Source organism: Amycolatopsis iheyensis (assembly GCF_024703995.1).
Taxonomy (GTDB): domain Bacteria; phylum Actinomycetota; class Actinomycetes; order Mycobacteriales; family Pseudonocardiaceae; genus Amycolatopsis; species Amycolatopsis iheyensis.
Map to the genome: position 1 here is coordinate 129,792 of NZ_JAMXQV010000008.1, position 26,597 is coordinate 156,388.

At 71.9% G+C, this 26,597-nt stretch carries 32 protein-coding genes; 17 read left to right on the forward strand and 15 right to left on the reverse strand.

Annotated elements, in window-relative coordinates; translation table 11 throughout:
• Positions 1-22: 22 nt before the first annotated feature.
• Complete coding sequence (locus tag M8542_RS17230; RefSeq protein ID WP_257921188.1) at positions 23-769, forward strand: SDR family NAD(P)-dependent oxidoreductase; 747 nt, start codon at positions 23-25, stop codon at positions 767-769.
• Between the two features lie 12 nt (positions 770-781).
• On the opposite strand, the gene M8542_RS17235 is transcribed toward M8542_RS17230, so the two are convergent.
• The 3 genes from M8542_RS17235 to M8542_RS17245 all read right to left on the reverse strand — a co-directional run bounded on the left by M8542_RS17235 (position 782) and on the right by M8542_RS17245 (position 3,992).
• The gene (locus tag M8542_RS17235) at positions 782-2,320 is read right to left on the reverse strand and encodes a trypsin-like serine protease (RefSeq protein WP_257921189.1); all 1,539 of its coding nucleotides are present in this window, start codon (positions 2,318-2,320) and stop codon (positions 782-784) included.
• A 68-nt stretch (positions 2,321-2,388) separates the two neighbouring features.
• Positions 2,389-3,201, reverse strand: coding sequence for a carbon-nitrogen hydrolase family protein (locus M8542_RS17240; RefSeq protein ID WP_257921190.1), 813 nt, complete (start codon positions 3,199-3,201; stop codon positions 2,389-2,391).
• Complete coding sequence (locus M8542_RS17245) at positions 3,198-3,992, reverse strand: DUF1295 domain-containing protein (RefSeq protein WP_257921191.1); 795 nt, start codon at positions 3,990-3,992, stop codon at positions 3,198-3,200. The genes M8542_RS17240 and M8542_RS17245 overlap by 4 nt, the downstream gene beginning before the upstream one ends.
• Positions 3,993-4,022: 30 nt before the next feature.
• Between M8542_RS17245 and M8542_RS17250 the strand changes: the two genes are divergently transcribed.
• Positions 4,023-4,514, forward strand: coding sequence for an EXPERA domain-containing protein (locus tag M8542_RS17250; RefSeq protein WP_257921192.1), 492 nt, complete (start codon positions 4,023-4,025; stop codon positions 4,512-4,514).
• Positions 4,515-4,526: 12 nt separating this feature from the next.
• Positions 4,527-5,738 carry a threonine synthase gene (locus M8542_RS17255; protein ID WP_257921193.1) on the forward strand — a complete coding sequence of 404 codons (1,212 nt, stop codon included), beginning with the start codon at positions 4,527-4,529 and terminating at the stop codon, positions 5,736-5,738.
• Here the strand turns inward: M8542_RS17255 and M8542_RS17260 are convergent.
• Positions 5,735-6,088: an arsenate reductase family protein gene (locus M8542_RS17260; protein ID WP_257921194.1), complete on the reverse strand. Its 354-nt coding sequence runs from the start codon at positions 6,086-6,088 to the stop codon at positions 5,735-5,737. The two genes, M8542_RS17255 and M8542_RS17260, sit on opposite strands and share 4 nt — an antisense overlap.
• Positions 6,089-6,142: 54 nt before the next feature.
• Here M8542_RS17260 and M8542_RS17265 point away from each other — a divergent pair, with 54 nt between their 5' ends.
• The 4 genes from M8542_RS17265 to M8542_RS17280 all read left to right on the forward strand — a co-directional run bounded on the left by M8542_RS17265 (position 6,143) and on the right by M8542_RS17280 (position 8,870).
• Positions 6,143-6,736 carry a TetR/AcrR family transcriptional regulator gene (locus M8542_RS17265; protein WP_257921195.1) on the forward strand — a complete coding sequence of 198 codons (594 nt, stop codon included), beginning with the start codon at positions 6,143-6,145 and terminating at the stop codon, positions 6,734-6,736.
• On the forward strand, positions 6,733-7,350 hold the full coding sequence (locus M8542_RS17270; protein ID WP_257921196.1) for an enoyl-CoA hydratase/isomerase family protein: 618 nt from the start codon (positions 6,733-6,735) through the stop codon (positions 7,348-7,350). Before M8542_RS17265 ends, M8542_RS17270 begins: the two co-directional genes overlap by 4 nt.
• A gap of 66 nt (positions 7,351-7,416) precedes the next feature.
• Positions 7,417-7,890 (forward strand): cell division protein SepF, encoded by a 474-nt coding sequence (locus M8542_RS17275; protein WP_257921197.1) that lies wholly within the window; start codon positions 7,417-7,419, stop codon positions 7,888-7,890.
• Positions 7,891-8,135: 245 nt separating this feature from the next.
• Positions 8,136-8,870 (forward strand): DUF4231 domain-containing protein, encoded by a 735-nt coding sequence (locus tag M8542_RS17280; protein WP_257921198.1) that lies wholly within the window; start codon positions 8,136-8,138, stop codon positions 8,868-8,870.
• A gap of 20 nt (positions 8,871-8,890) precedes the next feature.
• Here M8542_RS17280 and M8542_RS17285 read toward each other — a convergent pair whose 3' ends face one another.
• Positions 8,891-10,117 (reverse strand): RNA polymerase sigma factor, encoded by a 1,227-nt coding sequence (locus M8542_RS17285; protein ID WP_257921199.1) that lies wholly within the window; start codon positions 10,115-10,117, stop codon positions 8,891-8,893.
• 5 nt (positions 10,118-10,122) lie between these two features.
• Positions 10,123-10,473 carry a YciI family protein gene (locus M8542_RS17290; RefSeq protein WP_257921200.1) on the reverse strand — a complete coding sequence of 117 codons (351 nt, stop codon included), beginning with the start codon at positions 10,471-10,473 and terminating at the stop codon, positions 10,123-10,125.
• Between the two features lie 132 nt (positions 10,474-10,605).
• On the opposite strand from M8542_RS17290, the gene M8542_RS17295 reads away from it, so the two are divergent.
• From M8542_RS17295 to M8542_RS17305, 3 genes are read left to right on the forward strand one after another with little or no spacing between them, the layout of a single operon-like run.
• Positions 10,606-11,028: a hypothetical protein gene (locus M8542_RS17295; RefSeq protein ID WP_257921201.1), complete on the forward strand. Its 423-nt coding sequence runs from the start codon at positions 10,606-10,608 to the stop codon at positions 11,026-11,028.
• The gene (locus M8542_RS17300) at positions 11,022-11,246 is read left to right on the forward strand and encodes a helix-turn-helix transcriptional regulator (protein WP_257921202.1); all 225 of its coding nucleotides are present in this window, start codon (positions 11,022-11,024) and stop codon (positions 11,244-11,246) included. Before M8542_RS17295 ends, M8542_RS17300 begins: the two co-directional genes overlap by 7 nt.
• Positions 11,243-12,208, forward strand: a complete 966-nt coding sequence (locus M8542_RS17305; protein WP_257921203.1) for an NAD(P)-dependent alcohol dehydrogenase — start codon at positions 11,243-11,245, stop codon at positions 12,206-12,208. The genes M8542_RS17300 and M8542_RS17305 overlap by 4 nt, the downstream gene beginning before the upstream one ends.
• Here M8542_RS17305 and M8542_RS17310 read toward each other — a convergent pair.
• From M8542_RS17310 to M8542_RS17325, 4 genes are all read right to left on the reverse strand, one after another.
• A complete protein-coding gene (locus M8542_RS17310) occupies positions 12,198-13,073 on the reverse strand; it encodes a M48 family metalloprotease (RefSeq protein WP_257921204.1) in 876 nt (291 codons plus the stop codon). The genes M8542_RS17305 and M8542_RS17310 overlap by 11 nt on opposite strands.
• 1 nt (position 13,074) lies before the next feature.
• Positions 13,075-13,899: an NAD(P)H-binding protein gene (locus tag M8542_RS17315; protein ID WP_257921205.1), complete on the reverse strand. Its 825-nt coding sequence runs from the start codon at positions 13,897-13,899 to the stop codon at positions 13,075-13,077.
• A gap of 78 nt (positions 13,900-13,977) precedes the next feature.
• Positions 13,978-14,343, reverse strand: coding sequence for a YciI family protein (locus tag M8542_RS17320; protein ID WP_257921206.1), 366 nt, complete (start codon positions 14,341-14,343; stop codon positions 13,978-13,980).
• Between the two features lie 138 nt (positions 14,344-14,481).
• Positions 14,482-15,894 carry an MFS transporter gene (locus M8542_RS17325; RefSeq protein ID WP_257921207.1) on the reverse strand — a complete coding sequence of 471 codons (1,413 nt, stop codon included), beginning with the start codon at positions 15,892-15,894 and terminating at the stop codon, positions 14,482-14,484.
• Positions 15,895-15,918: 24 nt separating this feature from the next.
• Between M8542_RS17325 and M8542_RS17330 the strand changes: the two genes are divergently transcribed.
• On the forward strand, positions 15,919-16,347 hold the full coding sequence (locus M8542_RS17330) for a MerR family transcriptional regulator (protein ID WP_257921208.1): 429 nt from the start codon (positions 15,919-15,921) through the stop codon (positions 16,345-16,347).
• A 213-nt stretch (positions 16,348-16,560) separates the two neighbouring features.
• On the opposite strand, the gene M8542_RS17335 is transcribed toward M8542_RS17330, so the two are convergent.
• On the reverse strand, positions 16,561-17,610 hold the full coding sequence (locus M8542_RS17335) for a radical SAM protein (RefSeq protein ID WP_257921209.1): 1,050 nt from the start codon (positions 17,608-17,610) through the stop codon (positions 16,561-16,563).
• A 65-nt stretch (positions 17,611-17,675) separates the two neighbouring features.
• Positions 17,676-18,284: a TetR/AcrR family transcriptional regulator gene (locus M8542_RS17340; RefSeq protein ID WP_257921210.1), complete on the reverse strand. Its 609-nt coding sequence runs from the start codon at positions 18,282-18,284 to the stop codon at positions 17,676-17,678.
• Between the two features lie 36 nt (positions 18,285-18,320).
• On the opposite strand from M8542_RS17340, the gene M8542_RS17345 reads away from it, so the two are divergent.
• Genes M8542_RS17345 through M8542_RS17360 form a run of 4 tightly spaced genes read left to right on the forward strand, consistent with a single transcriptional unit; the run spans position 18,321 to position 21,114 of the window.
• Positions 18,321-19,202, forward strand: coding sequence for a ketopantoate reductase family protein (locus M8542_RS17345; RefSeq protein WP_257921211.1), 882 nt, complete (start codon positions 18,321-18,323; stop codon positions 19,200-19,202).
• 10 nt (positions 19,203-19,212) lie between these two features.
• Positions 19,213-20,103 carry an AraC family transcriptional regulator gene (locus tag M8542_RS17350; protein ID WP_257921212.1) on the forward strand — a complete coding sequence of 297 codons (891 nt, stop codon included), beginning with the start codon at positions 19,213-19,215 and terminating at the stop codon, positions 20,101-20,103.
• 59 nt (positions 20,104-20,162) lie between these two features.
• On the forward strand, positions 20,163-20,615 hold the full coding sequence (locus tag M8542_RS17355; protein WP_257921213.1) for an SRPBCC family protein: 453 nt from the start codon (positions 20,163-20,165) through the stop codon (positions 20,613-20,615).
• A 37-nt stretch (positions 20,616-20,652) separates the two neighbouring features.
• The gene (locus tag M8542_RS17360; RefSeq protein WP_257921214.1) at positions 20,653-21,114 is read left to right on the forward strand and encodes a hypothetical protein; all 462 of its coding nucleotides are present in this window, start codon (positions 20,653-20,655) and stop codon (positions 21,112-21,114) included.
• 11 nt (positions 21,115-21,125) lie between these two features.
• Here M8542_RS17360 and M8542_RS17365 read toward each other — a convergent pair whose 3' ends face one another.
• Together M8542_RS17365 and rlmN are read right to left on the reverse strand one after the other, a co-directional pair.
• Entirely contained in the window at positions 21,126-21,392 is a 267-nt protein-coding gene (locus tag M8542_RS17365) for a hypothetical protein (protein WP_257921470.1), read from the reverse strand.
• A gap of 31 nt (positions 21,393-21,423) precedes the next feature.
• Complete coding sequence (rlmN, locus tag M8542_RS17370) at positions 21,424-22,530, reverse strand: dual-specificity RNA methyltransferase RlmN (RefSeq protein WP_257921215.1); 1,107 nt, start codon at positions 22,528-22,530, stop codon at positions 21,424-21,426.
• A 173-nt stretch (positions 22,531-22,703) separates the two neighbouring features.
• Here rlmN and M8542_RS17375 point away from each other — a divergent pair, with 173 nt between their 5' ends.
• Together M8542_RS17375 and M8542_RS17380 are read left to right on the forward strand one after the other, a co-directional pair.
• A complete protein-coding gene (locus M8542_RS17375; RefSeq protein WP_257921216.1) occupies positions 22,704-23,540 on the forward strand; it encodes an RDD family protein in 837 nt (278 codons plus the stop codon).
• A gap of 82 nt (positions 23,541-23,622) precedes the next feature.
• The gene (locus tag M8542_RS17380) at positions 23,623-24,228 is read left to right on the forward strand and encodes a hypothetical protein (protein WP_257921217.1); all 606 of its coding nucleotides are present in this window, start codon (positions 23,623-23,625) and stop codon (positions 24,226-24,228) included.
• An 8-nt stretch (positions 24,229-24,236) separates the two neighbouring features.
• Here M8542_RS17380 and M8542_RS17385 read toward each other — a convergent pair whose 3' ends face one another.
• Entirely contained in the window at positions 24,237-26,531 is a 2,295-nt protein-coding gene (locus tag M8542_RS17385; RefSeq protein WP_257921218.1) for a thiamine pyrophosphate-binding protein, read from the reverse strand.
• Positions 26,532-26,597 lie beyond the last annotated feature (66 nt).

The window sequence follows — 26,597 nt, forward strand, 5'->3', positions numbered from 1 at the left end:
CGGGTTTCGAAGGAGCTGAGTGATGACTGAAGGACTGTCCGGGACCACGGCGCTGGTGACCGGCGGAACCAGCGGGATCGGGCGCGCGACGGCGGTCGCGCTGGCCGGGCTCGGGGCGCACGTCGTCCTGTCCGGGCGGGACGCCGAACGCGGGGCCGAGGTCGTCGCGCGAATTCGGGCGTCCGGCGGGAAAGCCGACTTCGTCGCCGCCGAGCTGACCGACGCGGCCTCGGCCCGCGCACTGGCCGCGCGGGCCCGGGAAGCAGGCGGGCCGATCGACGTGCTGGTGAACAACGCCGGGATCTTCCCCACCGGGTCCACTTCGGACACCGAGGAGGCCGATTTCGACCGCGTCTACGCCACGAACGTCAAGGTGCCGTTCTTCCTCACCGCCGAGCTGGCGCCGGAGATGGCCGCGCGCGGGCGGGGCGCGATCGTCAACGTGTCCACGATGGTCGCGACGCGCGGCATGGCGGGCATGGCGCTCTACGGCTCGTCGAAGGCCGCCGTCGAGCTGATGACCAAGGCGTGGGCGGCGGAGTACGGCCCGGCCGGCGTGCACGTCAACGCCGTCAGCCCCGGTCCGACCCGCACCGAAGGCACCGAGGTCTTCGGCGACGGCCTGGACGAGCTCGCCGCGGCGGGACCGGCCGGTCGCGTCGCGAGCCCGGCCGAGATCGCGGCCGCGATCGCCTTCCTGGTGACGGCGGACTCGAGCTTCGTCCACGGCGTGATCCTCCCGGTGGACGGCGGCCGGCTCGCGGTGTGAGCCCGGACGGCGTCACCTCGGCCGGGGTGACGCCGTCAAGCCGCAGCCCTGGCGGGACAGCTCCAGCGTCGACCCGCGGCCCACGCAGGCGGCGATCCCCGCGACCTGCTGCCCGTAGCCGCGCCCGGCAACCGACGTAACCGACCCGTCGGCGCCCACCTCGCACGGGTTGTCGGCCGTGCACTGCTCGCCCGCGTCGTTGTGCGTGTTGTGGATGCCCACGACCGTCTCGCCGTCCGGGGCCAGCAGCGCCGACCCCGACGTCCCGTGCCAGGGCGCGCAGTCCGGGCCCGTCGCGTAGCGGATCGCGTCGTCCTGCTGGTAGCCGCCCTCGCGCAGGTGCGGGACCACGGCCTCGGCGGTGCAGTGCAGCCGGGTGCTCGGGTACGCCATGGTCAGCGCGTCCCCCGCCCGCACCGGTGTCGTCGTCAGCCGGAAGACCTTGGCCGAACGCAGCTGCGCGTACGTCTTGTCCAAGCGGTACAACGCGATGTCGGTGCCGGTCATCGTCGCGTACAGCAGGCGGTTCGCGCGCGGCGTCGCCGCCGGATAGCCCTGGTGGTCGGCGATCGGCGCGTCGAAGCCGGCGGGCCGGTCGACCAGCGCGGCACCCGGCGCCGGGCGTTCACCCTCGACGCAGTGCCCGTTCGTCAGCAGCAGCGCGGGATCCCGCGGGCGGGACGCGGGGGTGCGGACCACCGAGCCGACGCAGCCGGGCAGCTCCACCGCGCCTTCGACGTCCGGGATGACGTCGTCGGGCGGCACGTGGGCGCCGCCGATGATGCCCTCGATCCAGTCCGCGTGGCGGGTGACGTCGGTGTACAGCGTCGGCAACTTGTCCCCGGCCGGGCCGCTGACCACGCCGGCCAGCGCCCAGCCGGCGCCGTCGCGGACCAGGGCCGGGCCGCCGGAGTCCATGTTGGCCGCGGCGACCGCGCCGTCGCGGCTGCCGACGCACAGCTCTCCAGGCGACGCCACCGGGCAGACCGAAACCGGCTGCACGACGGTGTCGGCCTCACGCAGCCGAGTCGGGAAGCACGCCGGGTCGCCGCTGTTCTCGCAGCTCATCCCCCAGCCCAGGATCCGCACCGGCGAGTTGTCCGCCGGCGTCGCCGAAGCGATCCGCACCGGCCGCGCCCGCACCGGGGTCCGCAGGTGCAGCAGCGCGAGGTCCTTGCCCCAGAACCCGCCTTCGTCGGCGCTCGTCGCCAGCCGGTAGTAGTGGTCGACCTCCGCGACCTCCCCGCCGGACGTCGTGTCGAGCGACCCGACCCGCACCTGCCACCCGCGCGGAACGCCCACCCGCGCGTTGGTCGGGTTCTTGCCCGCGCAGTGGCTCGCGGTCAGCACCCACTGCGGCGCCAGGACTTCCACACCGCACCCGTGCCCGTCCGGGCGCGGCGGGCGCGGGAACGACGGCTGGAACGAACCCATGAACGAGTAGGCCCGCGGGGACTCGACGCCGCCGAGGATCGCCTGGGCCGGCGCGGCGACGAGGAGCGGCGCGGCCAGCGCGAGCACGGCGCCGAAGAGCAGAGATCGACTTCGCATGCGGCTCACCCTGGACGGCCGATGTCCACGGAGTGCGATCGCCGTGTCACAGTCCTGTGACAGCGCGCTCAGCGCAGGAAGGTGACGCCGTCCCTGGGCCGTTCGTCGACCGACAGCGCGAAGACGTCCGGGCGCGCGTAGTGCCCCGACACGTCGAGGCTCTTGCGGGCCGCCACGATCTCCTCGAGGTCGATGTCCGCCGTGAGCAGACCTTCGCCGTCGAGCAGCGGGCCGGCCAGCACGTCGCCCAGCGGGCCGACGATCACGCTGCCGCCGCGGAACGGGTCGTCGCCTCCGGACTCGTACGGGCAGGCCGAAATCACGAAACACCGGCCCTCGTCGGCGATGTGGCGCATCGACGCCTGCCAGACGTCGCGGTCGTCCGCCGTCGGCGCGCACCAGAGCTCGACGCCCTTCGCGTACATCGCCGCGCGCAGCAGCGGCATGTGGTTCTCCCAGCAGATCGCCGCGCCCGCCAGGCCCGCCGCCGTCGGGACCGCCGGGAGGGTCGAGCCGTCGCCGCGGCCCCAGAAGAGCCGCTCCCGCTCGGTCGGCACCAGCTTCCGGTGCTTCGCGACGAGCCCGAGCGAGGGGTCGAAGAACACCGCCGTGCTGTAGAGCGTCGAGCCGTCGCGCTCGATCACGCCGACGACCAGGCTCGTGCCGGTGCGGGCCGCGAGCCCGGCCAGCGCCTTCGTTTCGGGCCCCGGCACCGTCACAGCCGCGCGGAAGTACTCGGGGAACGGCACCCGGCCCGGGTAGCCGCCGAGCACGGCCTCCGGCAGCACCACCAGGGCGGCGCCGCGAAGCTCGTCCTCGAACTCCAGGATCCGCTCGAGCGGGACTCCCGCCCCGATCTGCAGGGCGCCGACGACCGTCATCCGCGGGCCGGTTCGCGCTTCGGCAGCCAGGGCACCACCGCCGACGTCCGGCGCTGGTAGTCCGCGTACTCCGGGTACCGCGACTTCGTGATGCTCTCGGTGAACTTGGTCGAGCCGACGAACAACAGCGTCAGCAGGATCGCGCCGACGACCGTCCACTGCAGACCGCCGGCGATGATCCCGAACACCGCGACCACCCACCACTGCGCCTGCTCGAAGAAGAAGTTCGGGTGCCGCGAGTAGCGGAACAGCCCCTCCTCGAGGAACCGCGTCGACGCGCGGCCCGCGTGCTTCTCGCGGTGGAACACCCACTGCTGCTGGTCGGCGGTCGTCTCGCCGACCAGGAACGCGGCGAAGACCACCGCGGCGACGACGTCCGCCACGCCGAACGAGCCCTGGTTCTCCAGGGCCGTGTACGCGGGCAACGTGATCAGCAGCAGGATCGCGTTCTGGTACAGCGAGATGAAGAAGAAGTTGAACACCTGGAACTGCCAGGGCGCCATCCGCTCACGCAGCACCGCCCACCGGTAGTCCTCGCCGCCGCGGGCGTAACCACCCTTCCGGGCGAAGTTGAACGTCAGCCGGATCCCCCACAGGGTGACCAGGGCGAACACCACGTCGAGCCGCGCGTCGGCGAACCCGGCCGTGCCGGCGAAGATCGCCAGGTAGGCGACCGGGACGATCGACCAGATCCGGTCGACCCAGGAGTACTCCCTGGTCAGCACCGACATGATCCAGGTGCCGAGCGTCACCCCGGCGAAGACGTAAAGGCACACCCGCAGCGCGTCCATCCCCTCACTTTAGGACCTAGGATCGATCTCATGAACCTGCCGCTGCGGGACCGGAAGATCGACGTCTTCTTCGCGGTGCTGTTCTCGGCCTTCACGGTGACGTCGCTGATCAGCGACCTGCTGCCGACCGTCGGTGTCGACTTCTCCCGGCCGTCGGACAACTTCTTCGTGAACTCGAACTACTGGTACGCCCACGACGCCGACCCGCTGTTCATGCACCCGCCGGACTGGATGCGGATCGTCACCGGGCTCTCGGCGTTCGTCTACATGCCGTTCTACGTGGTGCTCGTGTTCGCGATCCTGACCGGCCGGAACTGGATCCAGCTGCCGGCCGTGATCTACGCGACGATGATCGTCACGCTGACCGGGATCGTCGTGTTCGGCGTCGAGTTCTTCGGCGACCCCGCCTTCCGCACCGGCAACCCGGCGAAGTTCCTGGCCTTCAACCTGCCGTATGTCCTGGTGCCGCTCCTGCTGCTGGTCCGGATGCGCAAGCCACTGCCATTCACCCGCCGTTTCTGACCGGAGGCGCCCGTGCCGTACTCGTTCCTCAGCCACCTCGACTGCTCGCGGACCGGCGAACGCCTCGACGCCGACGTCGTCCAGGGGCTTTCCCCGGCCGGCGCGCCACTGCTGGCGCGGTACGACCTCGACGGCGTCCGAGAAGCCGTGACACCGAAGGAGATCGCCGGGCGCGAGCCGACGCTCTGGCGCTACCACGAGGTGCTGCCGGTGCGCTCGCCCGAGCACGTCGTGAGCCTGGGCGAGGGCATGACGCCGCTGCTGCGGCTGCCGCGCTACGGCCGCGAGCTGGGGCTTTCGCGGCTGTGGATGAAGGACGAGGGCCTGGTGCCGACCGGGACGTTCAAGGCACGCGGCGCGGCGGTCGGCGTCTCGCGGGCGGCCGAGCTCGGCGTCGGCGGGATCGCGATGCCGACGAACGGCAACGCGGGCGCGGCGTGGGCGCTGTACGCGGCGCGCGCGGGGCTGTCGAGCCTCATCGCGATGCCGGACGACGCTCCCGCGATCACCATGCGCGAATGCGTTGCCGCCGGGGCCGAGCTGTACCGGGTGGACGGTCTCATCGGCGACGCGGGGAAGCTCGTGGCCGCGGCGGTTCCGCGGCGGCCCGGGGTGCAGGACGTCTCGACGTTGAAGGAGCCGTACCGCATCGAGGGCAAGAAGACGATGGGGTACGAGATCGCCGAGCAGTTCGGCTGGCGGCTGCCCGACGTCATCCTCTACCCCACCGGCGGCGGGGTCGGGATCATCGGGATCTACAAGGCGCTGCTGGAAATGCGGGAGCTGGGCTGGGTTTCCGGCCGGTTGCCGCGGCTGGTGGCGGTGCAGGCGACCGGGTGCGCGCCGATCGTCACGGCCTTCTCGCAGGGGGCCCGCGAGAGTGAGCCGTTCCCCGACGCGCGCACGGTCGCCTTCGGCATCACCGTGCCCAAGGCACTGGGCGACTTCCTCGTGCTCGACGCCGTGTACGCGACCGACGGGACCGCGGTCGCCGTCACGGACGAGGAACTCCTGGCGGCGCAACGGGAACTGACCACGTTCGAGGGCACGTTCGTGTGTCCCGAAGGTGGCGCGTGCTTCGCCGCGCTGCGGCACCTGCGCGAGTCGGGGTGGCTTTCCGGGGACGAGGACGTCGTGGTCCTCAACACCGGCGCCGGGATCAAGTACCCGGAGACGGTGCCCCTCGACGTCCCGCTGCTGCCGCGGGACGGCCGCATTCCTTAAAGGACCGAGCGGACCGTTTCGGGGTCGCGGGCGACGACGGTGGTGCCGTCGTCGGCCGTGATGATCGGGCGCTGGATCAGCTTCGGGTGCGCGCTCAGGGCCTCGATCCACTTCGGCCGGTCGGCTTCCGTGCGGCCCCACGACTTGAGGCCGAGCTCCTTCGCGATCGGCTCCGCGGTGCGCGTGATGTCCCACGGTTCGAGGCCGAGCCGCTTCAGCACGGCCTCGAGCTCCGCCGCGGTCGGCGGGTCCTCGAGGTAGCGGCGCACGGTGTACTGCGCGCCGGCTTCGTCCAACAGCGACACGGCGGACCGGCACTTCGAGCACGCCGGGTTGACCCAGATCTCCACGGGCGGCAGCTTACCGCCTTGGTTTTGGAGCACGCGTTCTGTTATGGTCGTGACGTGCCCCGCCCCCGTGTCCACGACCTCGACGCCCTGCTCGACGTCGCCGAACGCCTGGTCGCGACGTCGGGCGCGATCACCGTGCGCGAGCTGGCGACGGCCGCGGAAGTGCCGAACGGGACGATCTACCACGCGTTCGGGTCGCTGAACGCGCTGCTGGCCCGGGTCTGGCTGCGCGCGGCGACCGAGTTCCTCGACCTCCAGACCGCTTTGGTGGATTCCGCCGCTTCGCCGGTGGACGCGGTCGTCGCGGCCGCGGACACCCCGGCGGAGTTCGCCTCCCTGCGTCCCGACGGCGCGCGGATGCTGCTGAGGGTGCGCGGCGACCGGCTGTTCGGGCCGGACCTGCCCGACGAGCTGGCGGAAGCGTTGCACGCACTGGACAAACGGCTGGTCGCCCTGCTGGTGCGGTTGGCGCGGCTCGTGTGGGACCGCGGTGACGGGCTCGCCGTCGAGGTGATCACCACGTGCGTCGTCGACCTGCCGACCGCGTTCTTCCGGCGGGACATCACCGACCCCCTGGTGCGGGAGAGGCTGGCCGCCGCTGTGCGGGCCGTGCTGACCGTGCCCCCTCGAGAAAAGGACCGACCGTGACCGTTCTGCACTTGGGCGACGACGAAAACCGCTTCTCGCCGGACTGGCTGCAGCGCGTGCATTCCACTTTGGACGAAGTGGACGACGTGCTGGTGACCACCGGCGGCGGCAAGTTCTACTCGAACGGCCTCGACCTGGAGTGGCTGCTGGCCAACGGGGACCAGGCCGCGAAGTACGTCGCCGAGGTCCAGGAGCTGTTCGCGCGCGTGCTGACGCTGCCGGTCCCGACGGTCGCGGCGATCAACGGCCACGCGTTCGGCGCGGGTGCGATGCTGGCGATGGCCCACGACTTCCGGGTGATGCGCGGCGATCGCGGCTACTTCTGCTTCCCGGAGGCGGACATCAACATCCCGTTCACGCCGGGAATGGCGGCGTTGATCCAGGGCAAGCTGACGCCGACTTCGGCGATCGCTTCGATGACGACCGGACGGCGGTTCGGCGGGGCGGACGCGGTGGCTTTCGGTCTGGTGGACGAGATCGCTGGCGAGGACTCGGTGGTGCAGGTGGCTTCGGAGCGGGTTCGTGCGCTGACGGGGAAGGACCGGGGCACGCTGGGCGCGATCAAGGAGACGATGTTCGCGCCGGCGGTGGCGGCGTTGCGCGCGCCGGCGTAGGCGATCCGGGCCGGGAGATTTCCCGATTCCGGACATCGCATCGCCACCCGCCCCTAGAATGCCGGTGTGCTGGCGGCGAACATTGCGTTGGACTACGTCCGAGTCCTGATCTGGCCACTGATCGCTGTTGCGGCGCTCATCCTCGTCGGCCGGTTCATCAGGGAAAACACACGGCGGCCGAAGGAACGACCCATCCCGCGCCCCGGCGTTTCCCGAGTCGGCGGGGATGACACGACAACGCTGACGGCCGCTCTCGAAGACTCCGAATGGCTCGCGTCCACGAGTGGCGCTCAGCCACCGAGCGCCGCCGTGCACCTGCAGCAGGCAGTGCACATCGGTCCTTCGAGCTACCGCGAAGCCGCCCGGGAGCTGTCGGAAAGCCTGCTGGCGGGACGCGTGGTGGTCCTCGATCTGGCCGGCACCACTCCGGACACAGCCGCACGGCTCGTCGACTACTGCAGCGGGTTCACGCGCGCCACCCGGACCCTCGTGCAGCAGCTGTCCAGCACCGTGATCGTCCTGACCCCCCAGGTCGGCTGACCCGGGTTCCGGATTCGGAAGGATCAAGCAGAATGGTCGAGACCGGCGGTCGGGTCCAGCGCGGTGCGCCGAAACGAAGGGAACCCGCGCCGGCACCCGCCCGATCGGACCAGCAAAGGAAAGCCGCCCTCGCCGCGAACGCCGCTCTCTTGGCCCTCAACGCCGAGATCCGGGAGTACGAGCACTGGGCCGTCGTGGCTCGGCGCCGGCGACGGCTTGCGGTCCTTTCCTACGGTTTCGGCCCTGTGCTGCTCCTGCTCCTGTACGTGCTGTTCTGGCTGCCCTGGATCTCTCCTTCCACGCTGGTCGCCATCGGCGCTCCGGGGCTGCTCATCGCCATCGCGTGCTGCGTAACTGCCTACCGCTTGTCCCGCGACCCGGGTGGGCCGATGACTTCCGTCGAGGAAGGAACCGGCCCGAACAGCAAGGTCACCGAACGACGGCGGACCGAAGGCGAGATCGAGCTGCTCATCGCCACCAAACGCGATGCCCGCAAGCTCCAGATCACCGAAGGCGTGTTCGACCAGCGGACACGACAACTCATCTACAAGGACGACGCGTACGCCGAGATCGAGAAGCTCCGCAGCGACAGCAAGAAGTACCGCAACGTCAACAACGTGCTCCAAGGCGTGCTCATCATCGGCTCGATCAGCGCCACGGCGGCGTCGGGGGTTTCGTCGGGTGGCGGGCCGCTTCGCTGGGTCGTCCTCGGCGTGACTCTGGCCGTCGGTATCGCCAGCGGGTTCATGGGCTACTACAAGTACAAGGAGCGGAGCTTCTACCTCCAGCAGACGGCCGACGCGATCGAACACGAATGGGAAGCGTTCGAGGTCGGTGTCGGCCGGTACAAGTACTGCGACACCGAGGAAATCGCCCTCAAAGAGTTCGTCGAAGAAGTCCACCGCCTCAAGTCGGAGCAGCGGAAACGCCAGCAGAACCTCGAACAACCCCCGGAAACCAGGAACACCGGCGAGCTCTAGCCGCGAAACCAGTCGCGCGGCTACGTCTCCGCGCCGAGGCGGCGGCGCAGGTGCTCGCGTTCAGGCTCGCTGCCTGCCAAGGCAAGCGCCTCCCGATAAGCGACGGCCGCCTCGTCGTGCCGGCCAAGACGAGCGAAGAGGTCGCCGCGGGCTGTGGGGTACGGGCTGTACTCCCGCAACCGCGGCTCTTCCGCCAGCGCGTCGAGCAGCGCCAGGCCCGCCGCCGGGCCGTCCCGCATCGCCACCGCCACCGCTCGGTTCAGCTCCACCACCGGGGACGGCGCCAGCCCGCGCAGCACGTCGTACAGCGCGACGATCTGCGGCCAGTCCGTGCTCGCCACGTCCGCGGCTTCGTCGTGCAGGGCCGCGATCGCCGCCTGTACTCCGTACAGGCCCGGTGGGCCGCCGGTCAACGCGACCTCCGCCAACGCGGTCCCCTCCGCGATCATCGCGGCGTCCCAGCGAGTCCGGTCCTGGTCGTCGAGCAGCACCAGGTCGCCGTCCGGGCCCGTGCGGGCTTCGCGGCGGGCGTGGATCAGGAGCATCAACGCCAGCAAGCCCGCCACCTCCCGCTCCGCCGGCAGCAGGCGGCGGAGGATGCGGGCCAGCCGGATCGCCTCCTCCGCCAGGTCGAGCCGCTGCAGGTCCGGACCGGAGCTCGCCGCGTAGCCCTCGGTGAAAATCGAGTAGACGACCTGCAGCACCCCCGGCAGGCGCCCCGGCAGCTCGTCGGCGGCCGGGACGCGGAACGGGATCCGGGCCACCCGGATCCGGTTCTTCGCCCGGACGATCCGCTTGCCCATCGTCGCGCTCGGGACCAGGAACGCGCGGGCCACCTCCGCCGTCGTCAGGCCGGCGAGGCACCGCAGGGTCAGCGCCGTCCGGTCCTCCGCGGGCAACGCCGGGTGGGCGCAGGTGAAGAACAGCTGGAGCCGCTCGTCCGGCAACTCGCCGTCCGGCGACGAAGCGGGTGCCGCCCGGTCGGCCTCGACCTGCAGCACCGCGAGCCGGGCCGCGTAGGCCTGGTCGCGGCGCAGCCGGTCGACGGCCTTGCGGCGGGCCGTCGTCATCAGCCAGGCGCCCGGCTTCGGCGGCACGCCCTCGGCGGGCCAGTGCACCAGCGCGGCCTCGATCGCCTCCGACGTCGCCTCCTCGGCCAGGTCGAGATCACCGAACCGGCGGACGAGCGCGGCCAGCAGCAGCCCACGCTCCTCCCGGAACACAGCTTCGACCGCCCCGTCCGCCACTTCGCTCAGTCCCCGTAGGACGCGAGCGGCCGGACGACGATGTGCCCGCCGTCGCGGGAACCCGGGCAGCGGGCCGCCCAGTCGAGCGCGACGTCGAAGTCCGGCACGTCGATGACGAAGTAGCCGCCGAGCACCTCCCGCGACTCGGCGAACGGCCCGTCGGTGACGATCCGCTCGCCGCTCTCGTCGACGCGGACCGAGGCCGCCGTCGTGAAGTCGGCGAGCGAGTTGCCGCCGACGTGCACGCCGGCGTCCTTCATGGCCTTGTCGAACAGCATCCAGTCCTCGGGCGTGCTGCAGCCGGTCGGCTCGCCGTCGGCGTTGAGCGAAGCGTTGATCAGCATCAGGTACTTCACGGGATCCTCCAGTGGCTCGGTTGCCGTACGCGGTGACTACGAACGGCCGACGCCGCCTTGGACACCCTCCCCAAAGATCTTCTCATGTCAAGAAACTTTGACACGGTGTCTGGTTTGTTTTACCTTGAAGCGGTGACCCACGAAGAGAAACGCGCCTGGATCCTCGGGATCGGCGCGATCGCGAGCTACGCGGTCTACCTGGTGGTGGTCCTCGGCCGGACCGGCGGGCGGCCGCTGGCCGAAGTCCCCTACGTCGCGCCTCTGCTGTGGACGATCGGTGTGTCCATCGTGGCGGGGATCGTCGCGAGCATCCTCGCCGCGGTGATCTCCCGCGACGGCGAGTCGGACCAGCGCGACCGCGAGATCGGGCGGTTCGGCGACCACGTCGGCCACTCGTTCGTCGTCGTCGGTGCCGTCGCGGCACTGCTGCTGGCCGTGATCCGGGCGCCGCACTTCTGGATCGCCAACGCCGTCTACCTGGCCTTCACACTGTCCGCGATCCTCGGGTCGGTCGCCCGGATCTTCGCCTATCGCCGGGGTTTCCAGCCGTGGTGAAACCGACCCGCGTCACCAACTCGCTCCGCGCCCTCCGGTTCGCGCACGGCCAGATGACCCAGGCCGAGCTCGCCACCCGGATCGGCGTCACCCGTCAGACCGTCATCGCGATCGAGCAGGGCCGCTATTCGCCGTCGCTCGAGATGGCGTTCCAGCTCGCGCACGTGTTCGGAGTTCCGCTCGAAGAAGTGTTCCAGTACCCGGAGGAGTCATCGTGAAAGCCATCGTCCAAGACCGCTACGGCAGCCCGGACGTCCTCGAGTTCCGCGACACCGCAAGACCGTCGCCCGGTGCCGGCGAGGTCCTCGTGCGGGTGCACGCGGCCGGCGTCGACCCGGGCGTGTGGCACCTGACCACCGGGAAGCCGTACCTGGTGCGCCTGCTGGGTTTCGGGCTGCGGCGGCCGAAACAACCGGTGCGCGGCCTCGACTTCGCCGGCACGGTCGAAGAAACCGGCGACGGCGTCACGCGCGTCCGGCCGGGTGACGAGGTGTTCGGCGTCGGCGACGGCACCTTCGCCGAGTACGCCGTCGCGAAGGCGGACCTCGTCGCGGCGAAACCCAACCGGCTTTCCTTCGGGCAGGCGGCGGCGGTCCTGGTTTCCGGTGGCACGGCATTGCAGGCCGTACGGGACGCCGGCCGCGTCCGGCCCGGGCAGCGTGTCCTGGTCATCGGCGCGGCGGGCGGCGTCGGGTCCTTCGCGGTCCAGCTGGCCAAGGCGTTCGGCGCCGAGGTCACCGGCGTGTGCAGCACCGCCAAGACGGACCTGGTCCGCACCCTCGGCGCCGACGACGTCGTGGACTACACGCGCGAAGACTTCGCGGTGAAGCGGTACGACCTGGTCGTGGACACCGCGGGCCTGCGCTCGCTGACCACCCTGCGCCGCGCGCTGACCGAGCGCGGCACACTCGTGATCGTCGGCGGCGAGAACGGCGGCAAGTGGCTCGGCGGCATCCAGCGGGTGCTCCGGGCGGCGCTGCTGAACCCCTTCGTGCGCCACCGGCTGAGCGGGCTCGTCTCCCGCGAGCGCGGCGCGGACCTCGACGACCTGCGCGACCTGATCGAGGCCGGCAAGCTGACGCCGGCACTCGACCGGACGTACCCGCTCGCCGACGCCGTCGCCGCGATCGGCCACCTCCACGCCGGCCGCGCGGCCGGCAAGGTCGTCCTCATCCCCTGAACCCGCGGTCCTTCAGCTTCTTGATCCGGTCGATGTGCGCCGGGTGCCCGGCCAGCAACCGGGCCCACAGCCGCCGCTCGTCACCACCGCCGGCCCGGATCCACTCGCGGAGCAGCCGGATCAGCTCCGGCCCGTAGCCCAGCCGCGCCGCCATCAGGTCGGCCCGGTATTCGCCGAGCCGCTTCGACCAGGCGAGCACCGGGCCGAGCAACGGCGCCAGCAGCAGCCACGGGTCGAGGAAGGCGAGCGCGGTGAGGATGCCCAGCGCCAGCAGCACGGTGACGAGCACGGCCACCGACCGCCCGAACGCGGCGAACGCGCGGCCGACGGAGGGCACGGCCAGCGCGAGCAGCCGGACCAGCCGCGTCAGGATCCGGGCCGGCAGCTCCAGCCACCAGAGGAACAGCGAGATCCGGGTGTGCCCGGACAGGTGGTGGCCGAGCTCGTGGGCGAGGATCGCCTCGAGCCCGGGCGGCGGGAGCTCGAGGGCGAGCCGCGTGACGGCGACGGTCCGCCCACCCGCGGCGAAGGCGTTCAGCTCGCGCGACCGTTCGACCCACAACCGGTACCGGCGGCTGTCGACCTCGGCGGCGGCGCAGACGGCTTCCCACGACGGGGTCAGCCGGGTGCGCTCCCCCGCGGTCGGCGCCCGCAGGCCGAACAGCAGGGGCAGCAGGAAGTTCTCGAACGCGGGCACGAACGTGATCGCGCCGGCGACGACCCAGCCGGCCGGGAACACCCAGAAGTACGGCGGCCAGACGAGTTTCCCGACGAGGGCGAGCACGAGCAGGCTGCTGGCCACAACGGGCACGGCCAGCGCGGCGGTGAGCACGACCGAGAGGTCGAGCCGGCGTTCCGCGCTCACGTCACCGGAAGGCGTCCGCGTGCGCTCGCGCCCACTCGGCCAACGTCCACGCGGGCCGGCCCGTCACCTCGGCGACGTCGGAATGGACCGTCGCCTCGTCGAGGGTTCCTTCGACGTAGAAGTTCCAGAACGCGTCGACGTACGGCTGCGGCATGCTCGCCTCCAGCTCCGCGCGCGTCTCGGCGTTCGACAGCTCCACGCACTTCAGGTCGCGGCCCAGCACCTCGGCCAGCTGCGCGACGACCTCGGCCGGCCGCAGCGCCACCGGGCCGGTCAGGTCGTACGTCCGGCCTTCGTGCCCACCGGCCAGGGCGACGGCCGCCACCGCCGCGATGTCCTCCGGCGCGACGCACGCCGCCGCGACGTCCGGGAACTGCGCGCGGATCGTGTCGCCCTCGCGCAGCTGGGGCAGCCAGCGCAAGGCGTTCGACATGAAGGCGCGCGGGCGCAGGAACGTCCAGTCCAGCCCGGACTCGCGCACCGCGCGTTCGGCCAGGGTCATGTACCGGGAAACGGCGTTGCCGAGGTCCTCCAGCTCGGCCGAACCACCGGAGAGCAGCACGATCCGGCGGACCCCCGCGGCCCGGGCTCGCGCCAGCATGGCGGGCATGTCGTCGTAGCCGGACAACAGGAAGATGCCTTCGACGCCCTCGAGCGCGGCGTCCAGGCCGGCCGGGTCGTTGAGGTCGCCCACCGCGGCTTCGGCGCCGTCCGGGAGGACGACGTCCGCCCGGCGCACCAGCGCCCGGACCGGTGTGCCCGCCTCCGCGAGGGCCGAAACCAGTGCCGCGCCGACGTTTCCGGTGGCGCCCGTGACCAGGAACATGACCACTCCCCCTCCCCGTCCGGGGCGAAGAGTAGCGAGATCCGGTGGCGAGCGGTACCGCCCGCCACCGGATCGGCCTCAGCCCTGCAGGTCCTCGAACTCGACGACCTGGCGCACCTCGACCTCGATCTCCATGTCGAACAGCTCGGCGTAGGTCTTCGCGAACTCGACGGCGGCCGCCCGGTCGGCGGCGTTGATCAGCGCGAACCCGCCGATGACCTCCTTGGCCTCGGCGAAAGGCCCGTCCGTCACGCGGATCGCCGCGCCGCGCGGCTTGCGGACCAGCGCCCCCTTGTCCGACTTGTGCACGCCCTCGGCGGTGATCAGGATGCCCTTTTCCGCCGCGTCCTGGACGAACCCGCCCATCTTCTCAATGAACTCCGGGCTGGGGTTCCACGCCTGCGGGTCGTTCTCGTCGATCCGGTGCATCATGAGGAAACGCATGGTCTGCTCCCTGGTTCTCCTCGGCCGGGGCCCGGGTCTTCCCGGGCTCGCTGACCGGCCTTCACCCCCGCGTCGATCGGCCGCGCACGGCGTTCGACATTTTTCCCCGAAGATTTTCGAGAGCAGCATATGGCCTGGTCAACGCGCGGCCGGGACCCCTTCCACCGCGTCGAACAACGCGGCCGCCCGCCGCGCGGTCGCCGCGGCCGTCCGGCCGGTGCTGACCAGCGCGAGGACCAGGACGCCGACGCCGAGCGCGGCCACCAGCCACCACACCCCGGCCGCGCTCGCGGTGCCGGGACCGGCGACGGTCCCGGCGATCGCGACACCCAGCGTCGTGCCGGTCTGCCGTCCCGCCGAAGCCAGCGAGCCGGCCACCCCGGCCATCGACCGCGGCATCCCGGAGACGGCGGTGTTGGTGATCGGTGGGTTGACCGTGCCGAGGAAGACGCCGAACAGCAGGTAGACCGCCAGCACGAGCGGCAGCGGCGTCACCGGGCCCAGCGCCGTCGAGGCGAGGCCGCCCAGGGCGAGCGCGATCCCGGCGACCACCAGCGGCAGCCGCGGGCCGCGGGTGCCGACCAGCCGGCCCGTCCGCGGCGAAAGCACCAGCACGAGCACGCCGACGGGCAGCAGGCATAACCCGGCCGACAGCGCGGTCAGGCCCCGGGCGTCCTGCAGGTACTGCGTCGTGACGAACAGGAACGCGCCGAAGCCGCACAGCGCGAACAACGCGATCACGATCGCCGCGCTGAAGGAGACACTGCGGAACAGGCGCAGTTCGAGCAGCGGGTCGGCGCGGCGCGGCTCGTAGCGGAGGAGGCCCAGCACGGCGAGCGCGGCGACCGCGAGCAGGCCGAGGATCACCGGTGACGTCCAGCCGAGCCAGCGCGCCTCGATGATCGCCGCCACGACGCTCCCGAGCACGACGACCACGAGCCCCTGCCCCACCGGGTCGAACCGCCGCGCCCGCGGCGCGCGGGACTCGGGCACGAACACCGCGGTGGCGACGATCGCCGCGGCGACGATCGGCACGTTGACCCAGAACACCGCGCGCCAGCCGAGGCCGTCGACGAGCGCGCCGCCGAGGATCGGCCCGAGCGCCAGGGCCAGCCCGGACATCGAGCCGAACACGCCGATGGCGCGGGCGCGCTCCGCGGGGGCGGGGTAGACCGTGGCGACGATGGCGAGGGCGACCGGGTTGAGCATCGTGCCGCCGACCGCCTGCACGGCACGGGCGGCGATCAGCCAGCCGATGCCGGGCGCCAGGCTGCACAGCAGCGAGCCGAGCCCGAACAGGGTGAGGCCGGTGAGGAAGACGCGCTTGCGACCGAACCGGTCGGCGGCGGACCCGGCGAGCACCAGGAACCCGGCCAGCACGAGGGTGTAGGCGTCGATCGTCCACTGCAGGCCGGTGACCGAAGCGCCCAGGTCACGGCGGATCGACGGGAGGGCGACGGTGACGATGGAAATGTCCATCACCACCACGACGATGCTGGCGCAGCAGATCGCCAGCACGAGCGCCGGGTGGCGCGAGGTCGGAACTTTCATGTCATCGACGCTAGGATTTAGAGCGTGCTCGAAGTCAAATCGATCCCCGAGGCCGGGCTGACGATCGCCGAGGCGGCACGCCGCAGCGGCGTCAGCGCGCACACGCTGCGGTACTACGAGCGAGCGGGCCTGGTGGTGACGCAGGTGGACCGCACGTCCGGTGGCCGGCGGCGCTACCGGAAGCTGGACCTCGAGTGGATCAAGATCTGCACGAAGCTGCGCGCGACGGGCATGCCGATCAAGCTGATCCGCCGCTACGCGGAGCTGGTCAGCGCGGGCCGCGGCAACGAGGAGGAGCGGCTGGCACTGCTGGAGGCCCACCGCGCCGACGTGCTGGCCCGCCTGGCGGAGCTGGAAGAGAACCTGAAGCTGATCGACCGCAAGATCGGCGTCTACCGGGGGCGCCTGGAGGCGGGCGACGCGGACGGGCTCTGGGCGCCGGGGCAGTCCTAACCCACCCGAGGCGCCACCGCACCGACGCCGGGTCGCGGCCCGCCGCCCGGGCGGCCTCGTCGATCGCCGTGTTCGCCGGGGCCCACTGCTCGTTCGGCAGGTACGACGGGATCGGCGCCGCCCAGCCGTCGGCCAAGCGGCCGGTCAGAGCCAGCGCCTTCGGGCCCTGCGCGCCCGTCAAAAGCTCGATCGGGTGCGTCGGGCGCCGGGCCGCTAGAACAACGTCGCCTGGGCGGGCTCCTCCGCAACCGGCTGTCCTCGCCGACCGTTGAGAGCGAACTTGTCCTCGATCGTCCGGTCCGGCTCCGGGAAGCCGTGCGCGGCGATCAGCGGCCGGATCCGGTCGCCGATGACGTGCCGGTACGCCGTCTCCGAACCCGCCGAATACAGCTTCGCGTACTCCGGAACCAGCGCCGGGTACGCCCGCCGCAGCCACGCGAAGAACACGTCCTTCACCCCGGACGACAAGTACAGCGGGTGGTACAGCACGTCCGTCGCCCCGGCCGAAGCGACCGCCGCGACCAGCTCCTGAAGCTGTGCCGGCGAGTCCGACAGGTGCGGCAGGATCGGCGACAGGAACACCGTGCACTCGAGCCCCGCGTCGCGGATCGCGCGGACCGTCGCCAGGCGGGCGGTCGTCGTCGCCGTGCCGAACTCCACCGACTGCTGCAGCTCCTCGTCCAGCATCGACAGGGACACGCCCAGGTGCACCGTCGTCGAGCGAGCGGCCCGGGCCAGCAGCGGCAGGTCCCGGCGGATCAACGGCCCCTTCGTCAGGATCGAGAACGGGATCCGGTGCCCGGCCAGCGCGTCGATGATGCCCGGCATCAGCTCGTACCGGCCTTCCGCGCGCTGGTAGACGTCGGTGTTCGTGCCGAACGCGACGCGCGGCGGCAGCTTTCGCTTGCGCGCCAGCTCGTTCCGCAGCACCTCGACGATGTTCGTCTTGACGACGACCTCGTTGTCGAAGTCACCGGCGACGTTCAGGCCGAGCCGCGTGTGCGTGGGGCGCGCGAAGCAGTACTGGCAAGCGTGGGTGCAGCCGCGGTACGGGTTGATCGTGTACTCCCCCGGCAGCATTCGCGCGTCCGCCGGCACGTGGTTCAACGCGCTCTTGGCCAGCACCTCGTGGAACGTCACGCCCTGGAACTCCGGTGTCCGGACGCTGCGCACGAACCCGGTCAGCCGGGCCAGCCCCGGCAGCGTCCCCTCGTCGACCCGGTCCGCGCGCTGGCCGCTCCAGCGCATCGCGTCGTCACTCACCGGCCGAGCATGCCGGAGCCGCCGAAGCTCGGGCTAGCCGAATTCGGACATGACCCTTCGCGCGGTCAGCTTCCGGTCGGGGGCGCGCTCATCGCCGCGGTCAGGAACGTGAAGGCCCACCGCCGGGCCGCGCCGCTCGAGGTGCGCTCGTTGTAGCCGTTGACGCGGTCCACCGCCACCACAGCGAGGATGCCCCGCAGCCGGAACCACAGCTCGTCGGCGGGGAGGCCGGGCAGCGCGTGCCCGAAGGCAGCCAGGTACCGGTCGCGCATCGTCTCTTCACCCGCGCCGGTCCAGCTCCGCATCTCTTCCGCCGGGTCGCCGAAGATCGTCACGATCAGCCGGGACGTCCGGGCGCCGCCCTCGTCGCCCGCGGGCATCCCGTCGAACAATGGCCCCGCAAAGGTCTCGACCAGTTCGGCGACTGACGGCTCCGGGGTCCGGGCGAGCAGCCTTTCGAGCCCCTCGCGCTGGGCGGCGGTGATGGGGTCGAGCACGCGGCGGACGACGGCGGTTACGAGCTGCGCCTTCGAGCCGAAGTGGTACCCGACGGCGGCCAGGTTCGCCCCGGCGAGCTCGGTGATCGCGCGGACCGAGGTGCCGTGGAACCCACGCTCGGCGAAGAGGTGCTCCGCCGCGTCCAGGAGCTGGGTGCGGGTGTCGGGCGCCGCCATGGGCGTACTATACAGACGTTCGATTCAAACGAACGTATGAATGAGGTGCTCATGGACCTGCTCGTGTACGGCGCCGGGGTCACCGGCAGCGTGTTCGCCGCGCGGATGCGCGAGGCGGGGCACGAGGTTTCGCTCCTCGCCCGCGGTTCGCGCCTGGCCGCCCTGCGCCGGGACGGCGTGCTGCTCGCCGAAGCCGGCAGCCCGGCCGTCCGGCGGGTGCCAGTGCCGGTGGTCGAGCGGCCGGCCCGGCGGTACGACCTGATCACCGTGTTCGTCCGCGCGCACCAGGTGAACGCGCTGCTGGAGCCCCTGGCCGGCCTTGAGGGCGACGTGCTGTTCCTGCACAACTGGGCGGCGGGCCCGGAGCCACTGGCGGCGGCGATCGGCCCCGGCCGGGTGCTGTTGGGCTTCCCGACGACGGGCGGCACGCTCGAGGACGGCGTGGTCCGCCACCGCGTGGTCTCGCGGCTGACCCGCCTGGTCCCGATCCCGATCGGCGAGCCCGACGGCCGGGCCACCCCGCGGCTGGACCGCGTCGTGCGGACGTTCCGCGCGGCGGGGCTGAACGCCAAGGCCGAGCCGCGGATGGACGCCTGGCTGAAGACGCACGCGGCGTTCGAAATGCCGCTGGGGCAGGCGGTACTGGCGGCGGGCGGCCCGGTGGCGCTCGCGGACGACCCGGCGGCGGTCCGGCGCATGCTGCACCGCGTGCGGGAGCACCTGGCCGCCCTGCCGGCCGGGCCGGTCCCGCGCGGGTTCGCGGCGCTGCGGACGTTGCCGGAAGGTCTGCTGGTGGGGGTGTTGCGACGCTTCCTGCGCAGCTCGGTGGCCATCCACAGTGGACTGTCCGACACCTCGCCCGCGGCGGCGGCGGAACTCGAGCGCTTGGCGGAGCAGCTGCGCGTCCACCGCCGGTAGCCTCGGGAGCATGGTGTTCGACTCGGCCCGGTTCGACCTCCAGCCCTTCACCGGCTTCGAGACGGAACGCTTCGTGCGGCGCACCTTCTGCAGCTGGGAGCACCTGGGCTGGCGATCCCTGCTGGTGCAGCGGTTCGAGCACGTCCCGGTGGCCGAGGAGATGGCGCTGCCCGGCACGGCCGACCTGCACCTGGTGCTCCCGACGTCCGGCCGAGCCGACCTGGAGACCCGCGACGGCGGCCGCCCCGTCCGCGACCGCTGGCGGCCCGGCCGGGTGCAGCTGGACGTCCCGCACCGGCCGACCGTCCGCAGCTACCGCGGGGACGCGGACATGCGCAGCGTCCAGGTGCACATCCCCCGCGACACGGTGGATTCGACACTGGCCCAGCTGGGCGGCGACGTCCCGGACTTCGAGGCGATGGCAGCGTCCGTCGCAGCGGGCGACCCGCTGCTGGCCGAAGCGGTCAGGGCTCTGGCCACCCCAGCCGCACCCGAGGACCTCTACGCCGAGACGGCGGCGGCATTCCTGACGATGCACCTGCTGACCCACCACGGCCGCCACCGACCCGACCGACCCCCGGCCCGGGAAGACGCGCGGGTACGCGAGGCCGTGGCGTACCTGCGCGAGCGCCTGGCGGAGCCGATCACGCTGGCGGACATCGCCGGCGAGGTCCACCTGTCGGTGTACCACTTCGTCCGCGTGTTCCGCCAGGCAACCGGCCGGACTCCCCACAGGTTCCTGACCGAACTGCGAGTGGCGGAGGCGAAGCGGCTGCTGCGCGAAACCGCACTGCCGCTGGAAAGAATCGCCCCACGGTGCGGCTTCGCCAGCCCAGGCGCCCTGTCGGCAGCGTTCGCCCGGCACACGGGAACGCGCCCGTCGACGTACCGCAATTCCTGACCGGCACACCGCAATCCTTCGCCTGGCCCAGCCTCGGCCGGCGGCCCTAGCCTGCGGACATGCCGCAGTCGTACGACGTCACAGCCGAATCCACCGCACCACCCGAGGCGGTGTGGGCTTTGCTGCTCGACGCGCCCAGCTGGCCATCGTGGTCCCGCGTCGACGCGCTGGAGGTTTCGAGGTCGACCGGTTTGTCCGCGGACGGCCGGGACGGAGTGGGCGCGGTACGTGCCTTCCGGACGGGCAAGGTCGTGACGCTGGAACGGATCACGGCGTTGGAGCCGGAGCGCCGGTTCGCTTACGAGGGCGTGGAGAACCCGCAGATGACTGGTTACGAGGCGGCGGTCGAGCTGACGGCGTTGTCGGATGGTGGGACGCGGATTCGTTGGCACGGCACGTATTCGGCGCGGTGGGGGCGGCGGTGGCTGTTCGAGCGGTACTTGCGCGGTTTCATGCGCACCATGGCTACCGGCTTGGCCCAGCACGCCGCCGGTGTGGCTCGGAAGGGCTAGCCCCGCCGGAGCCGTGCACGACCGCCATACTGCCGAAGTGAAACCGCCTGCGCTCGAGGTCGTCCGCCAGCTCGCCGACTGGTCGCACTGGGTACCTTTCGCCGCGGCCCGCGAATCGGCACCTCAGGTGCCCGGCGTTTACCTGGCGCGTGAAGGCGCCACTGGCGACCTGGTCTACGTCGGCATGGCCGGCGAACGACGTGGCCAAGGCATTCGCGGACGTCTGACCGTCTATGCCCGGGGCAAGGCCCTCGCCAGTGGCCTCGGCGAAGCCGTTCTCGACCGCGCACTCGCCGACTCGCAGTGGCTGCACGACCGCGTCCGCGAAGTCGACGGCGGCCACGCCCGGCGCGCAACGCAATGGGGCGTGATCGCCTTCGAACGAGCCGACCTGCACGTCTCTTGGGCCGTCGCCGCCGATGGCCCGGCAGCACGAACGCTCGAGAAGGAGATACTCTCCGCACTCGCCGAACACGCGCTCTGGAATCGGCTCAGGTGACCGGAACGAGGTCAGCGGTCGAGCCACGGAGCGAGCAGCGTCTCCAGATCCGCATCCGACAACGCCCGCGGCCCACCGTGGAACTCGTGCCACCGCGAAGCATCCCGAGCGGCGTTGTACTCCACCTCGAACGCCCGCATCAGCACGTACATGAACGTCACCGAGCTGAACCGCTCCCCCAGCAACGTCCGCGCCTCGCGGGCCACGTCCGTCGCGCCGGTGAAATCCGCCAGCCTCAACGTTTCCGCAGCCGGGTCCAGCAGGCTGGGGGCATACATCACGACAAAATCTCCATCACTGAAAACGAAATCAACCTTCGGCGGCGAGCTGACCGCAAGCCGCCGCGATGTCCTGGCCGCGGGTGTCCCGCACCGTGCACGCGACCCCGCCGGCGTTCACCAGGCGCACGAACTCGCGCTCGACCGGCTTCGGCGACGCATCCCACTTCGAACCCGGCGTCGGGTTCAACGGGATCACGTTCACGTGCACCAGCTGACCCAGGTGCTGGCGCAACCGCTTCGCCAGCAGCTCCGCCCGCCACGGCTGGTCGTTGATGTCCCGGATCAACGCGTACTCAATGGACACCCGGCGCCCGGAAGTGTCGGCGTAGTACCGCGCCGCGGACAAGACCTCGTCCACCGACCAGCGCTCGTTCACCGGCACCAGCGTGTCCCGCAGCTCGTCGTCCGGCGTGTGCAGCGACACCGCCAGGCGCACCTGCATCTTCTCGTCCGCCAGCTTCCGGATCGCCGGCGCCAAGCCCACCGTCGACACCGTCACCATCCGCTGGCCGATGCCCAGGCCGCCGGGCGCGGGGTCGGTGATGCGCCGGACCGCCGCCACCACGCGCTTGTAGTTCGCCAGCGGCTCGCCCATGCCCATGAACACGATGTTCGACAGGCGACCGGGGCCGCCCGGCATCTTGCCGTCGCGCATGACCGCCGCCGCCGACCGGACCTGGTCCACGATCTCCGCCGTCGACAGGTTGCGGTCCAGGCCGCCCTGGCCCGTCGCGCAGAACGGGCACGCCATGCCGCAGCCCGCCTGGCTCGAAATGCACAGCGTCGCGCGGTCCGGGTAGCGCATCAGGACGCTCTCCAGCAGCGTGCCGTCGTGCGCGCGCCACAGCGTCTTGCGCGTCGCGCCCTTGTCCGCCTCCAGCGCGCGGACCTCGGTCAGCAGCGTCGGCATCAACGACTCGACCAGCCGGGAGCGCGACGCCGCCGGGATGTCCGTCATCTCCGCCGGGTCCACCGTCAGTCGGGAGAAGTAGTGGTTCGACAGCTGCTTCGCGCGGAACGGCTTCTCCCCCAGCTCGGCCACGGCGGCCGCGCGCTCGGCCACCGAGAGGTCAGCGAGGTGGCGCGGCGGGAGGCCGCGCTTGGGGGCGTCAAAGACGAGGGGGAGGGCAGTCATAACCGGACCAGTGTCCCACGCGCCCCCGAGCGCCGCCCGGGCCGCCCCGGCCGCGTGTACGCCAGGTCACCCCGCGGACTGGACAGATACCGGACAAAACCTCGGCGCCTGAATCGCGGCCGCCGCGGGTGGCGACTACCGGGTCGGCAACGCGCACCGCGAAAGGAACGACGATGACCACCACCGAGCCGCGGCCGACGACCCTGCGCCGCTGGGGCGCGCGCTGGATCGACTGGCTCCTCCCCTGGCTGCTCAGCTCACCCCTGTGGGTCACCGCCGCGCACCTGATCCAGGCCGGCGCCACCGAGGAAGCCGCCTCCCTCACCCGCGACGGCGCGCTCGAGGTCGTGTTCGGCAAGTGGGGCCGGCTCGACGACGTCGGGCTCGCGGCCCTCTCCGGGTACTGGAGCACCATCGTGCTCGTCGTCGCCGCGACCCTGACCACGCAGCTGCTGATCGTCGCCGCGTACGAGGTGCTCTTCGTGCGGTGGCTCGGCCGGACCCCGGGCAAGATGGCGTTTTCGCTGACCGTGATCCCGGCCGGGACCGGTGGCACCCGCTTGTCCCTGGGCCAGACTGTCCGGCGCACCGCGATCGCGGTCGTGCTGCCGGGCGCCGCCTGGGTGCTGCTGGTGGTCGCGCTCCTCGACCTGAGCGTCCTGTGGGCGCTGCCCGGCGCGCTGCTGCTGGCGTTCTCGGCCGCGGACTGCCTCGCGCTGCGCCGCACCGAGGTCGGCCGGACGTGCTGGCACGACCGGCGGACCGGCTCGGCCGTCGTGCCGGTCACGTGGGTGCAGCAGCTCCGGCAGGCGCGTGAGCTCCAGCAGCGGGCCGTCGAGCAGGGCCGCGCCCTGGCGCTGGACGCCTGGAACTCCGCGCCGGCCCAGCAGGCCACCGCGCACCTGCTCGAAAAGGGCCGCGAGGTCCGCGGCTCGAGCTGGGGACAAGCCCTGGAGGGCCGGGCGCGGCGGCTGCGCGCCCGCGCGACCGGGGACGACACCGCGCCCTGACACCTCGCTAAAGTTCGTCGACTCGCGGGGAAACCGGCACGGCCGCGCGGGAGTCGAAGGACTGATGAAAGAGGTGACACCCGTGCGGTGGAGTTCCGGCGTCCTGGCCGTCGTGGTGGCGCTGGCCACCGCGGCGTGCACGACTTCGACCGCGGGTGAGGCGCAGCCCGTGCCGACCGTGACCGCCACCGGCGCGGCCGGCGGGTCGCAGGTCACCGTCGGGACCATGCGCGTCACCGTGCCGGACGGCGCGAAGTACACCGAGCACAGCCAGGACGGCCTGCTCGACGGCTGCCTCGCCGAAGGGACCGTCGTCTGCGAAGCCCGCCTGCTCGACCTGCGGGAGGCGACGGCGGACCCCAACGCGCCGATCAACCTGCCCAGCGCGAAGCGGCCCTTCGGCTGGTACACGGGCACGGACGTGCCGACGTGCATCACCGCCGCGTCGCCGCCCGGGCAGGCCGCCGTGGCCACCGGGAGCGAACTGCTCGAGTCCGGCTACGCGCCCGTCGGTTCGAAGAAGGCCGAGTACGGCCGCTGGCAGGTCACCTGCGAAGACGCGACGCAGAACAACCAGGTCCGCATGTGGTGGCTGCCGACCAGCAAGATCCTCATCGTCCAGTACGGGTCCTTCCAGGGCTGGGACGCCAAGATGGACACCTTGCTCGCCGGCGCGACCTTCACCTGAGCGACCGGTCAGGCCGTCACGTCCAACGCCGCGCGGATGATCGAGTCGGTGTCGATGCCGTGGTACCGGTACACCTCCGCCAGTGACCCCGACTGCCCGAACCCGGTGACGCCCAGCGCCACCGACGGCACCCGGTTGATCCCGGCGAGGAACGCCAGCGTGTGCGGGTGGCCGTCGAGGACCGACACCAGCGGGCGAGCCCGCGAAGCCGGGAACACCTGGTCGAGGATCCACGACTCGGCGCCGCCGCGGCCCGACCGTGCCTGCTGCGCCTCGAACAGCAGACCCGGGCTCGTCACGCAGACGACGTCCGCCTCGACACCCACCTGGGCCAGCCGCTCGGCCGCCGCCAGGGTGTCCGGGACAAGCGCGCCCATCGCCGCGAGCGTGACCGAAGGCGCAGCCGCCCGCCGCAGCAGGTACGCACCCGCGACCACCTGGCGGCGACGCCGTTCGCGCGCGGCCGGATCGGCAGGCACGCCGGCCAGCGTCTGGTCCACCGGCCGGGTCGAGAGCCGGAAGTACGACGAGCTCCCGCCCGGCTTGCCGAGCCGGCCCAGCGCCGCCAGCAGCGTCCACTCGGTGTCGATGGCGAACGCCGGCTCGTAGCTGACGCAGCCCGGCTGCTCGATGCCGATCGACGGCGTGGTGATCGACTGGTGCGCGCCGCCCTCCGGGGCGAGCGTGACGCCTGAGGGCGTGCCGATCAGGATCGACTGCCCGCCCGCGTAGATGCCGAACGACCACGGCTCCAGCGCGCGCTCGACGAACGGGTCGTACATGACGCCGATGGGCAGCAGCGGCTCGCCCCAGCGGCTCCAGGTCGCACCCAGCTCGCCCAGCAGGCCGACCAGGTTCGTCTCGGCGATGCCCAGCTCGACGTGCTGGCCGGTCGGCTTCTCCCGCCAGTGCATGATCGTCTCGGGGTCGTCGTCGAACCAGTCGCGGCGCTCGGTCGCCGACCAGACGCCGACCTTGTTGACCCAGCCGCCGAGGTTGGTCGTCGAGCTGACGTCGGGGCTGACCGTCACGACGCGCTTCGCCGCTTCGGGCGCTTCGCGCGTCAGGTCCAGCAGGACGCGGCCCAGCGCCGCCTGCGTCGTCGCGGTCCCGGACGGCGTCCGCCCGATGTCGGCCGGCAGCTCCAGCGAAGGCGCCGAAGGCACGTCCGGACGGCGAAGGCGCGAAGCGACTTCAGCGCACAACGCCGCTTCAGGCGACCCAGGCGCGAAGCCCTCCCACGGTGAAGCGAGGTCCGTGCCCAGCGAAGAAGCCAGCTCTTCCATCTGCTCGACGGTCAGCAGCGACGAGTGGTTCTGCGGGTGCCCCTGCGTGGGCAGGCCGCGGCCCTTGACCGTGTAGCAGAAGATCACCGTCGGCCGGTCGTCCGAAATGGCCGCGAAGACCTCGTCGAGCGAGCCGAGGTCGTGCCCGCCGAGGTTGCGGAGGGCGGCGAGCAGCGTCTCGTCGTCCAGCGACGCCACCAGCGCGGCCAGCGCCGCGTTGCCCGCGGGCAGCCGGTCACGCACCTGGGCGGCGTCGCAGCGCAGCAGCCGCTGGTACTCGGGGTTCGGCATCTCGTCGATGCGCGCGCGCAGCTCGGCGCCGCCGGGCCGGGTGAACAGCTCCTCCAGCAGCCGCCCGTACTTCAGCGTCAGCACCTGCCAGCCCGCGGCGCCGAACATGCCCTGCAGCCGGCCGGCCGCGATGTTCGGCACGACGCGGTCGAGCGACTGGCGGTTGAGGTCGACGATCCAGACGAGCTCGCCCAGCTCCGCGACGCCCGGGTCGAGGATGGCCTCCCAGATCGCGCCTTCGTCCAGCTCGGCGTCGCCGACCAGCGAGTACTGGCGGCCGGTGCCCGCGTCGGACCCGCGGTTGGTCAGGTAGCGGCGCGCCAGCGCGCCCCAGATCGGGGCGGTCGCGCCGATGCCGACCGAGCCGGTCGAGTAGTCGACGGGGTCGGGGTCCTTGGCGCGGCTCGGGTAGCTCTGCAGCCCGCCGAACTCGCGCAACGTCGGCAGGTACGCCTCGTCCAGCTCGCCGAGCAGGTAGTTGATCGCGTGGAGCACGGGCGACGCGTGCGGCTTCACCGAGACGCGGTCCTCGGGGCGCAGGTGCCGGAACCACAGCGACGTCATGATCGACACCAGCGACGCGCACGACGCCTGGTGCCCGCCGACCTTGAGCCCGGACGGGTTCGGCCGGACGCGGTTGGCCTGGTGCACGATCGCGGTGGCGAGCCACAGGACCCGCTGCTCGATCGCGGTGAGCGCCGGGGCGGTCACGGGGGCCTGAGTCATCGTCGACACCTTTCGTGCAGGAAGCGCACACCAGGACAGCACTGGTGGACGCTTCGCACAACCGAT

Excerpts from the sequence above, each read along its gene's own strand:
- rlmN (WP_257921215.1), bottom strand. The coding sequence starts at position 22,530 with ATGACTGCCCTCCCCCTCGTCTTTGACGCCCCCAAGCGCGGCCTCCCG.
- M8542_RS17340 (WP_257921210.1), bottom strand. The coding sequence starts at position 18,284 with ATGGCGGCGCCCGACACCCGCACCCAGCTCCTGGACGCGGCGGAGCAC.
- M8542_RS17385 (WP_257921218.1), bottom strand. The coding sequence starts at position 26,531 with ATGACTCAGGCCCCCGTGACCGCCCCGGCGCTCACCGCGATCGAGCAG.
- M8542_RS17345 (WP_257921211.1), top strand. The coding sequence starts at position 18,321 with ATGAATGAGGTGCTCATGGACCTGCTCGTGTACGGCGCCGGGGTCACC.
- M8542_RS17250 (WP_257921192.1), top strand. The coding sequence starts at position 4,023 with ATGAACCTGCCGCTGCGGGACCGGAAGATCGACGTCTTCTTCGCGGTG.
- M8542_RS17325 (WP_257921207.1), bottom strand. The coding sequence starts at position 15,894 with ATGAAAGTTCCGACCTCGCGCCACCCGGCGCTCGTGCTGGCGATCTGC.
- M8542_RS17375 (WP_257921216.1), top strand. The coding sequence starts at position 22,704 with ATGACCACCACCGAGCCGCGGCCGACGACCCTGCGCCGCTGGGGCGCG.
- M8542_RS17315 (WP_257921205.1), bottom strand. The coding sequence starts at position 13,899 with ATGTTCCTGGTCACGGGCGCCACCGGAAACGTCGGCGCGGCACTGGTT.
- M8542_RS17230 (WP_257921188.1), top strand. The coding sequence starts at position 23 with ATGACTGAAGGACTGTCCGGGACCACGGCGCTGGTGACCGGCGGAACC.
- M8542_RS17245 (WP_257921191.1), bottom strand. The coding sequence starts at position 3,992 with ATGGACGCGCTGCGGGTGTGCCTTTACGTCTTCGCCGGGGTGACGCTC.
- M8542_RS17355 (WP_257921213.1), top strand. The coding sequence starts at position 20,163 with ATGCCGCAGTCGTACGACGTCACAGCCGAATCCACCGCACCACCCGAG.
- M8542_RS17350 (WP_257921212.1), top strand. The coding sequence starts at position 19,213 with ATGGTGTTCGACTCGGCCCGGTTCGACCTCCAGCCCTTCACCGGCTTC.
- M8542_RS17240 (WP_257921190.1), bottom strand. The coding sequence starts at position 3,201 with ATGACGGTCGTCGGCGCCCTGCAGATCGGGGCGGGAGTCCCGCTCGAG.
- M8542_RS17235 (WP_257921189.1), bottom strand. The coding sequence starts at position 2,320 with ATGCGAAGTCGATCTCTGCTCTTCGGCGCCGTGCTCGCGCTGGCCGCG.
- M8542_RS17320 (WP_257921206.1), bottom strand. The coding sequence starts at position 14,343 with ATGCGTTTCCTCATGATGCACCGGATCGACGAGAACGACCCGCAGGCG.
- M8542_RS17365 (WP_257921470.1), bottom strand. The coding sequence starts at position 21,392 with ATGTATGCCCCCAGCCTGCTGGACCCGGCTGCGGAAACGTTGAGGCTG.